The sequence below is a fragment of the Ruegeria arenilitoris genome, assembly GCF_013030985.1.
Classification (GTDB): Bacteria; Pseudomonadota; Alphaproteobacteria; order Rhodobacterales; family Rhodobacteraceae; genus Ruegeria; species Ruegeria arenilitoris_B.
Genome location: NZ_WPYP01000020.1, coordinates 1 through 9,214, shown reverse-complemented (window position 1 = coordinate 9,214; position 9,214 = coordinate 1). Strand labels below are relative to the sequence as shown.

At 55.9% G+C, this 9,214-nt stretch carries 8 protein-coding genes and 2 pseudogenes; 2 read left to right on the top strand and 8 right to left on the bottom strand.

Annotation, left to right across the window (positions count from 1 at the left end; genetic code table 11):
* The 4 genes from GOX88_RS23035 to GOX88_RS23020 form a co-directional block, all read right to left on the bottom strand.
* The coding region (locus tag GOX88_RS23035; RefSeq protein WP_170407731.1) for an arginase family protein at window positions 1-532 on the bottom strand (532 nt) is incomplete at its 3' end.
* Between the two features lie 22 nt (window positions 533-554).
* A complete protein-coding gene (locus GOX88_RS23030; protein WP_170407729.1) occupies window positions 555-1,835 on the bottom strand; it encodes a TRAP transporter large permease in 1,281 nt (426 codons plus the stop codon).
* Window positions 1,832-2,437, bottom strand: a complete 606-nt coding sequence (locus GOX88_RS23025) for a TRAP transporter small permease (protein ID WP_170407726.1) — start codon at window positions 2,435-2,437, stop codon at window positions 1,832-1,834. Before GOX88_RS23025 ends, GOX88_RS23030 begins: the two co-directional genes overlap by 4 nt.
* 72 nt (window positions 2,438-2,509) lie before the next feature.
* The gene (locus GOX88_RS23020) at window positions 2,510-3,526 is read right to left on the bottom strand and encodes a TRAP transporter substrate-binding protein (RefSeq protein WP_367648100.1); all 1,017 of its coding nucleotides are present in this window, start codon (window positions 3,524-3,526) and stop codon (window positions 2,510-2,512) included.
* Window positions 3,527-3,660: 134 nt separating this feature from the next.
* Between GOX88_RS23020 and GOX88_RS23015 the strand changes: the two genes are divergently transcribed.
* Together GOX88_RS23015 and GOX88_RS23595 are read left to right on the top strand one after the other, a co-directional pair.
* A complete protein-coding gene (locus GOX88_RS23015; protein ID WP_170407722.1) occupies window positions 3,661-4,560 on the top strand; it encodes a LysR family transcriptional regulator in 900 nt (299 codons plus the stop codon).
* Window positions 4,561-4,917: 357 nt separating this feature from the next.
* Window positions 4,918-5,211, top strand: a pseudogene (locus GOX88_RS23595) (DDE-type integrase/transposase/recombinase); the annotation flags it as partial.
* 23 nt (window positions 5,212-5,234) lie between these two features.
* Here GOX88_RS23595 and GOX88_RS23010 read toward each other — a convergent pair.
* The 4 genes and pseudogenes from GOX88_RS23010 to GOX88_RS22995 all read right to left on the bottom strand — a co-directional run.
* Window positions 5,235-6,929 (bottom strand): phosphate ABC transporter substrate-binding/OmpA family protein, encoded by a 1,695-nt coding sequence (locus GOX88_RS23010; RefSeq protein ID WP_170407719.1) that lies wholly within the window; start codon window positions 6,927-6,929, stop codon window positions 5,235-5,237.
* Between the two features lie 165 nt (window positions 6,930-7,094).
* The gene (locus tag GOX88_RS23005) at window positions 7,095-7,985 is read right to left on the bottom strand and encodes a type IV pili methyl-accepting chemotaxis transducer N-terminal domain-containing protein (protein WP_170407716.1); all 891 of its coding nucleotides are present in this window, start codon (window positions 7,983-7,985) and stop codon (window positions 7,095-7,097) included.
* A 52-nt stretch (window positions 7,986-8,037) separates the two neighbouring features.
* Window positions 8,038-8,913: a type IV pili methyl-accepting chemotaxis transducer N-terminal domain-containing protein gene (locus GOX88_RS23000; protein ID WP_302478217.1), complete on the bottom strand. Its 876-nt coding sequence runs from the start codon at window positions 8,911-8,913 to the stop codon at window positions 8,038-8,040.
* Between the two features lie 208 nt (window positions 8,914-9,121).
* Window positions 9,122-9,214, bottom strand: a pseudogene (locus GOX88_RS22995) (IS5/IS1182 family transposase); the annotation flags it as partial.

The following is a 9,214-nucleotide window of genomic DNA, read 5'->3' as shown; positions in this document are numbered from 1 at the left end:
TCGGGTTTCCGTGACCCTCGGTGACGCCGTGGCGTTCGTCCACGAAATCCAGATGTGCGTCGATCTGGACCACGTGGATCGGGCCGTTCTTTTCGCAATCCTTGGCAAAGGCACGGATGCAGGGAATGTTGACCGAGTGATCGCCGCCGATAGTGACCGGTATCGCACCTGCATCCAGAATTTTCTTCACGCCATATTCGATATTCGCGTGGCTCTCCTCGGTCTTGGTGTGGATGATATCGGCGTCGCCCAGATCGACAATCCGCACATCGCTGCCCAGATAAGTGGCGTCGTCCTCGTGATCATAAGCGCCAGCATGGCCAAAGCTGAACAGGGTCGATGCTTCGCGCACCGATCGCGGGCCAAACCGCGCGCCAGAGCGGAACTGGCAGCCGAAATCGAACGGCGCACCGAGGATCGCCACGTCTGCGTCGATCTCGTCCCAGTTTTCGACATAAGGTTTCTTGCCAAAGGTTGAGATGCCGACAAAGGGCAAGTTCAGACGACCAGCTTCATAACCATGTCCCGACATGATTTTCTCCGTTTCTTAGGTTTTATCGGTAAGCCAGTTCCGGCAGGAACAGGGCGATTTGTGGGAATGCCATCAGCAGCCCGGTCACGATCAGCAGGATGATCAGGAAGGGCGGTACCCCGCGCACGACCTCGACAAAGGGCCGCCGGAAAACCGCGATGGCGGTGAACAGATTGCAGCCGAAGGGCGGGGTTGCGGCGCCGATGGCGACTTGCAGCGTGATCAGAACGCCGACCAGAACCGGGTCCAGCCCGCTGGCCTTGATCATGGGCGCAAAGATCGGGACCAGGATCAGGATCACCACAATCGAGTCCACGAACATGCAGCCGACAAAGAAGGCCACGTTGATCGCCAACAACACCATCAGCGGACTGGCGCTTTCCAGACCCAGCGCTGCAATGATGGTTTGCGGTACCTGCGCAAAGCTCAGCGTCCAGCTGAACGCCGCACCTGCCGCGATCAGGATAAACACGACTGAGGTGATTGCACCGGTGGACAGCGCGATGTCGAATAGATCTTTCACCTTGATCGAGCGGAAGATCACGACCTCAAGGATGACCGCATAAAGCACACAGATCGCGGCCGCTTCGGTCGGGGAAAAGACGCCCCCATAAATGCCGCCCACGATGATGGCCGGGAAACCCATTGGCCACAGCGCCTTGCGCAGGGCGGTAATGCGTTGCCCCCAGCCCTCGCGCGGCAGTACGGGGATGTTGTGGCGATAGGCGTAGACCATGCAATAGGCCGAAAACAGGACAACAATCAGCAACCCAGGCAGGATGCCCGCGATGAACAATTGCGAAATCGACGTACCCGACACCACGCCATAGATGATCATGCCGATTGAGGGCGGAATAAGATAGGCAAGGTCAGCAGCATTCACGATCAGACCGATCGAGAAACTGTCGCTATAACCCGATTTCAGCATCCGGGGCCGCATGGCCCCACCGATGGCAACCACGGTCGCCTGCGTCGAGCCGCAAACCGCACCGAACAGCGCGCAGGCCGAGGTGACAGAGATGGCCAAACCGCCTTTGATATGGCCCATGAAGCTCATGACCAGATCAATCAGCCGGTTGGCGGAATGGCCGCGTGTGATGATATCGGCGGCCAGAATGAACATCGGAACCGCGATCAGCGCCGCTGGTTTTACACCCCCGATCATCTGTTGGATCAGGATCTGCATGTTCATGTTGGGGAAATAGACAAGGAAGCCCAACACCGCCGCCGAGATCAGCGGCATTTTCATCGGAAACCCTGCCAGCAGCAGGATGATCATGACGGCTAGCATCAACTCGGTCATTTTTCTGCCTCCGCGGAATCTTCGTATTTCTTGATGGCTGCTGCTGTCTCGGGATCTTCGTAACTGTCGACTTCGAGATACGAGACATAGACCTCTTCCTCGGCGAAGTTCAGGTTACGGATCGCGGTCAGCAGATATTGGAACGCAGCCAGCGCCAGGCCAACCACGACCCAGACATAGGTCAGGTACAGCGGCAGCTGCAGCGCCGGGGTGATGCGCCCTCGGGCGGCGACTTTTTGAACGTATTCCAGCGCGTACCAGGCCAACACCGCCATAACGACGGCTGTTGTAGTGGCAATCACGACCATCAGGGCCTTGCGCATCTTGATCGGCAGCGCGTCATAGATCGCTGACATGCGGATATGGATGCCCTTGCGAGTGGCATAGCCCAGCCCCATGAAGGTGACGATGACGATCAGGAACTCGTTCAGTTCCTCGGAAAAATAGATGGATTGGCTGAACACGTACCGGCCAAAGACATTGGCGATTGTATTCAAGGCCATCAGGGTGATCCCCCAGCCCAGGATCCAGACTTCAACCCGTCCGATGACAGCGTCGATCTTTCCCAAAAAGCCGAAGGGAGTTGCAGTATCACTTTGCATAGCGTCCTCCCTATGAAAGCCCTCACGCGCTTTGCGCGTGAGGAAGTTTCGAGTGAGTGAGTGGCGTGAGGATCAGTTGCCCGACAGTTCCGCCTGCAGCGCGTCCAGAATTTCCTGGCCACGATCACCGACGGTTTTGACATAGGCCGCCGAAGTGCCGGCGCTGCGCTCGCGGAAAGCGCCACGCTCTTCTTCGGTCAGGACGACCAGACCGATGTCAGGCTTGGCTTCTGTGATGATGTCCAGACGCTGTTGGTTGAAGTCGGTGACGACACCGTCGATGAAGCCGGTCATGTCTGCCATGGTGTCACGCACCAGCTGCTGACGGTCGGGGCTGAGGGTCTCGAACCAGTCGGAGCCGGCAACAACGGTGGTGACAAGCTCCTGCTCGCCCGCCCAGATCAGGTGGCTGGTGACTTCGTAGAACTTCATCTCTTCGATGGTGGGGATCGGGTTGACCTGACCGTCGATGGCACCCAGTTGCAGCGCGCCGAACACTTCGCCAAACGGCAGTGGGGTCGGGCTGGCACCCATGTTGTTGTAGGTTTCCACCAGAATCGGCGAGACCATCACGCGCATTTTGAAGTTGTCGAAATCTTCGGGGGTGCGGATTTCACGGTTGGTGGTCCAGACCTGCGGGCCTTCGGAATACATGGTCAGAACTTCCAGACCACGCTTGCGGAAATCCTCGTTTAGCGGACCATAGATGGTTTCCGAGCCGCTCAGGATGTTCGATATCGCCGCTGGATCGGAAGGCAGCAGGTAAGGCAGCAGGAAGACCTGGCTTTCCGGTACAACGGTGCCCAGGTTGCCGATTGAGACGTTGGTGAGCTGGATGACGCCATCGGCGGCCTGTTCGACCGTTTCCGTTGGTGTCCCAAGCGTGCCCATCGGATAAACGGTGACGGTGACTTCGCCGTCCGTGGCCGCTTCGATGCGCGATTTGAACTCTTGCGCATAGGCGTCCATGATCGAGCCAGGAATTTCTTCGATTGCGAATTTCCAGTCCTCGGCCAGAGCGGTGAGCGGCATCAGCCCCAACAGCGCAGCAACTGCGGTTGTCTTCATTGTGTTGAAAGAGAATGTCACGCGAATTTCCTCCCATATCGCTAAGTCGTCATTTCCGGGAAGGATCACATCATGAGTTGTTTCATAAAAAAATACCATTTTATCAATGTTCACATGAAAAAATTTTGTGTAATGTGATCAGGGGGGATTGATCTTTGAAACTGCTGAGAAATACGCTTCTCGAGACATTTGTGGCCGTCGTTGATTGCGGCGGTTTCACGGATGCACAATTTGCGTTGGGTATCACGCAATCCGCCATCAGCATCCGAATCCGCGACCTGGAAGCGGCACTTGGCTATCGAGTGTGCGAACGAGGACGCAGTGGCTTCCGCCTTACGGAACGAGGAGAGATAGCCTATGCCAAGGCAAGAGATATCCTGCGCAGCGCACGCGATTTCGACGCAGAACTTCTGGAACTTCGGGACTTCACAACAGGTGATCTGCGGATTGGTGTCGTGGATGCCGTCAACACACTTTCCGATCTGAATTTTGGAAAGTCGTTAAAACGGTTCCTGAACCGGCCAAACGACGTTCGTTTGGAAATCGTCGTCGCCTCGCCGACAGAACTGACACAACGGTTGATCACCGGTGAATTGCATGTCGCGATTGCGCCGTTCCGTAATCAAATTGCTGATCTGACCTACACCAAATTGTGCCAGGAAGAGCACAGGCTCTATTGCGGCCGCGACCACCCGTTATTCGATTTGCCCAACGACAAGATCGATCTCGACGTCATCTCGGATTATCAGATATGCCAGCGATCCTACAGCATGCTGGTATCAGCAGAGCTTCAGTCCACTGATCCGAAGGCTGTCGTGGCAAACATGGAAGCCATGGCGACGCTGATTGAAACCGGACACTACCTTGGGCCACTGCCGGTCCACTTTGTGGAAAGCAGATTGCAGAGCGGGAAACTCCGGGAACTGGCTCCGGACAGGTTGCATTGGACCTCGACTTTCTACCTCGCAACCCGCGCAACAAACCTGCACAGGCGGGCTGTTGAGCTTTTTGTTGAGGATGTACTCAAGTCTTGCGGTGCGCGCACTGAGCCATGAAGTGTCGATTTCAGAAGTGGTAATGAGGTGTCGTCGACAAATTCCTCTTTTGACGCCTTAGCGAACCCTCATGCGGTCTATTGAGGATATTCGGAATCCGCCTGCCCAAAACGGTGCAACATGGCAGCTTTGACGATATGGTCCCGCCGATGGTCGAGATGGACAAAGTGTCGGCCTATGCCAGCCCGCCGCGGTTCGACACCCGGTCGTCGCCGTTGCAAGCAAACTGCCTATTCTGCTCCACCGCATGTGGGAAGATGGCGCTGAGTTCCGTTCAGAGATGGCTTAGGGCATGGCATGGGGTTCTGTCGCAGTCTCGGTCCCCGACTGTCGCTTCGACCGCGGTTCTGACAGCCCGCGCTCGAGGCGACCGGAGTGCCGCGCAAGATTGTCACTGACTAAAGCGGAGCGAACACAGCTGGGATCAAGGCGATCAACAAGATGCTCAGAGGCTTTTGGTGCCCTGTACTGATCGAGATGGTTCGACGGAATTACCTCAATAACATAACTGTACAGGATCACCGGTTTGTCAAACGGAGGATCAGGCCCATGCAGGGCAGAAAATCATTTTCCTAAGCTGCATCTGTGTTGGCCAACATCGAACTGGTCAGCATGATCCGCAAAGGTCAGTTCACACCTGCCCTCGCCCCAAACAGCCCCCTACCCTTTCCTGATCAAGAGCTTTCGGGCACGCGAACCCAGACTTCAACGCGACGATTGCTGGCCCGGCCTTCATCGGTATCATTGCAGTCGAGCGGCATCTGTTCACCGAAACTCAGCGCCTGAATGTTGAATTCGCTCAGTCCATCTGCGGCAAATTCATTTGCAAGCACCTCTTGCACTGCCTCGGCGCGTTGTTGCGCAAGCCGCGTATTGTGCCCCGCATCTCCCACGCTATCGGCAAAGCCGACAAGCAGAAGCTCCAGCCCGTCGAATTCGCTGTTGCGCAGTCGGCTTGCGAGGTCGCGGATGTTCAGCACCGATTCCGCGTCCAGATTGCTGGAGGCATTGTCAAAGCGGAACGTGATGGACAGACGGTCCGCACGGCGCAACTCGCGCATCATTGACGAAAACTCATCCCCGCTGAAATCCGGTTCGACGGCAGCGGCGTGGATCAGGGCGATACCCATGTCCTGTATCTTCATGCGCTGAAGCCGCGCGCTGGCGAACCCTGTATCCTCAAGCACAGATTGTGCGGCATCTGTCTTCGTCCATTGAAGGAAGTCACCGGCAACAGGGTGCAGGTTCTCTTCTGCGGCATATGCAAGGACAGGGCGCGACAGTGGATAGTTGTTGATTTTCAGATCGAAATTGGACGGTTCAGACATAAGCCCGCAGGCTTTACGAATGGACATCATGTCGGCCCCGTCACGCTGTACCTGCACGCGATCAAGAAGACCAAGCGCCGAACGATCTGCGCGGACGGAGGCAATTAATTCCTGTGCATTGGGATGAAACACTGTATCCGCGGCCAGAGGGCCATCAGGGCTGCCGGAGACCTTCTGATAAAAGAGCGCCGGTTTATCCCCTTCCAGCAAATGCAGCGTAACTGCAGAATTGCCCCCGCCCAGGTTTTCCCAGGACCGCAGATCACCAGACAAAACGCCCTCGATTTCTTCAATGCTCAGGTCGCGGACAGGATTTTTGTCGCCGGCAATCAGAACGCGACTGTCCAGTGCCAGCAAGAACTCCCGCTCTGAACCTGCAGCCGCGTTGATCCGTTGGTCTGTGATCATGATATCCGGAGCGAAGACGGGATCGGCCGCGCTGGAAGGCTGCATGTCGATCTCGGCGACCACGGAACCATCCTCACTGCTCAGAAGAGTGACAACAGAACGATCAGGGGATTGCTCGTCAATCAGATAGCGAAACCCACGCTCGCGCGCATATTCGCTCAGCAATGCGGGCATCATGAAGTCAACAGCATTGGTCCCGCCAAGCACAGCGATCTTCGGATCATAGAGATTCAAATCCGGGCAGGCGGCACCAACGCAGTCTACCCGATCTGTGGAAAGTTGAAAGCTACCGAGCGGGGTTTCAACGACATAGTAGCTGTCGCTGTAGTCGATCAATTCCCCCATAACTTCCGTGTCATCGCTCCGGGAGACCAACGTCACCCTTGTATCGACAGCCTCCTTTTCCGGTTCGGCTTCCGCGATAGTCCCGTCAGCTCCGGGGCAGCCCGCACCGGAACATCTAAGCATCGCGGCATAAAGTGTCAGTTTCCCCAACTCTGTCTGAAGAACATAGGTGGCCCCGTCATACTCCAGAATTACGCCGCGAACACTCGTGCCGCCGTCATGAGTGGTTAATTCAACTTCATTCGCCGGTTGCGCGTGAGATTCAAATGCAAAAGCAGATGCGAACATACTGGCGGCCACAAACAGTTGTCTGGAATTGTGCGCCAGGAATGGTTTTGAAATCCAGGAAGCATGAGACATCTGATTTTACTCCAAATTTCGCCTGTTGGATTCGCCGAAAGATCGGGGGCTGGGGATTGGGCTGCACCCGCGGCAGCCTCCCGATGAATGCCTTCAGCTCGAAGAGGATTGCGTCGTGTAAAGGGCAACTGCCTCATTCATACGCTGCAGCAGCGGTTCGCTGTCGCGTGCAAGAACGGACAGATCGCGGTCTGACAGCACTTCGCCGTTCACCGCACGTTCCAGCAGGCCTTTAACCGGATTCCACAGCTCTTCGACTTCGCGCAGTTTTCGGGCGATTTCCGGTGTGGGCGGTGCAATGACGCCAATATCCTCGAAACCGTCCTGCAGTGCGGACAACGAGGTATCAAAGAGTTCAACCGTATCGGCCAAACGCGCCGCCTGCTCGGCCGGATCTGCCGCCGCCTGCATCAGGCAGGCCTCTTTCACCGCCTTTTGGGTCAGCATGCGCTGGCGCCCGGCGATATCAACGGTGATCGCCAGATTCAGAGAAACCGACTCCGTTTCAGAGGCATAGGCCCGTGCCATTTTATAGACAGCAATATTCATGAATTTCAGCACCCGGAGGCTTGCACTGTCGAGTTCATCCAACTCTGCGTTGGCAATAGTGGCGTTGTCGATGCCGGTTTCAATGATCGCCTTGTAAGCGGCCCAATGTGAATCGATCGCCGCTAGCGCCCCGATGACTGTGTCGTTGCTTTCAGCCTCCAGACCCAGATCTGAATCCCCGTTGCGCAATCCCTGATCCGATTGCAAAAACAGGCCATAGGCTTGGGTCATCTGGTCAAAAGACGTGGTGAATCCCACATCCCGCGCCATCAGGCAAGCGGCTTTGGTTATGCGCTGGGTCAGCATTCGCTGACGGCCTGCAATATTCACTCGATGCGCAACCTGATCCACATTTGTACTGTCCTGTGCAATCGAGGTCTGGGGAGCAACAGTTGCGCAGACCAAGAAGGATGCGGTCAGAACCATTCTGATCATTTTTGTTTCCTTTATTACTGAGAATTGCCTGTCTCAGGTCGTTTTGTGTGGGTCATCTGTACATAACGACGGCTTCGTTCATCGTGCGCAGAAGAGGCTCTGTTTTCCTCGCAAGAGCTGCAAGGTCCCGGTCCGTCAGTTGTTCTTGGGCAACCGCGCGATCGAGAATCTCTTTCACTGGCCCCCAAAGATCGGACACTTCTCGTAGTTTCCGGGAAAGCTCTGGGTTGGATGGGGGAATAACGCCTGCGGCAGGAAAGCCTTCCAGAAGGGCCACGAGTGAGTGGTCAAATAAGTCCACTGTCTCTGCCAGACGCGCGGCCTGCACTGCGGGGTCAGTTGCGACGCGCATCAGGCAGGCTTCTTTCACAGCCTTCTGTGTCAGCATACGCTGACGCCCGGCAACATCGATTGTCATCGCAAGGCCAAGCGGAACCTCGGGGGTTGCAGACGCATAGGCCTGCGCGGTGGTGTAAACCGCTGCATTCATAAACTCGAGCACGTTGAGGCTCGCGTTGTCGAGAACTTCGAGATCCGCACTTTCGATTGCTGCGTTTTCGATCCCGACATCAACGATGTCCCGATAGACTGCCCAATGCGGATCGATCTCTTCCAGCGCCCCAAGAACAGCGCTGAAACCTTCTGGGGCCAGCCCGAATTCCGGGTCCCCTTTACGCAACGCGCTATCTGAACGAATGAACAAGCTGTGTGCCTGGGTCAGTTGGTCATAAGCGGTGGTTGTGCTGATGTCCTGAGCCATCAGGCAAGCCGCTTTCGCCATCCGTTGCGACAACATCCGCTGACGTCCCGCGATGTTTATTCGATTTGCCGCCTGTGCCGCAGAATCTGCCGACACGTCCGTGGATTGCGCAAACACACCTGTCGGAGCAACCAGCACCAATGCGATCGCAAGCACGTTTCTTAACATCATAGGGTCTCCGGGATTGCCGGTTAGGGTCTCGACTCAACCCATCATCTTGTGATGAGCGGGGTTTCTGGGTTGAGCGAGTTATACAGCCCTAGGGTGATTCACCTTGACCTAGATCATTATATAGTGGTGAACGCATTAATAGGTTTACCTTTTTTGAAGCTTGGTCTGTTCTGTCGCAGAGTTTTGGACATGAAAAAATCAGGATTCATGACCAGTAAATGACGAGCGCTGCGAGTGTGATGACCGACAGAAAGACTTTTGGGCAGCGGTCGTAGCGCGTTGCCACATGTCGCCAATC

Bases quoted from the DNA above. Each gene is read 5' to 3' on its own strand.
- GOX88_RS23000 (WP_302478217.1), bottom strand. From the start codon at position 8,913: ATGTTAAGAAACGTGCTTGCGATCGCATTGGTGCTGGTTGCTCCGACA.
- GOX88_RS23030 (WP_170407729.1), bottom strand. From the start codon at position 1,835: ATGACCGAGTTGATGCTAGCCGTCATGATCATCCTGCTGCTGGCAGGG.
- GOX88_RS23025 (WP_170407726.1), bottom strand. From the start codon at position 2,437: ATGCAAAGTGATACTGCAACTCCCTTCGGCTTTTTGGGAAAGATCGAC.
- GOX88_RS23005 (WP_170407716.1), bottom strand. From the start codon at position 7,985: ATGATCAGAATGGTTCTGACCGCATCCTTCTTGGTCTGCGCAACTGTT.
- GOX88_RS23010 (WP_170407719.1), bottom strand. From the start codon at position 6,929: ATGTTCGCATCTGCTTTTGCATTTGAATCTCACGCGCAACCGGCGAAT.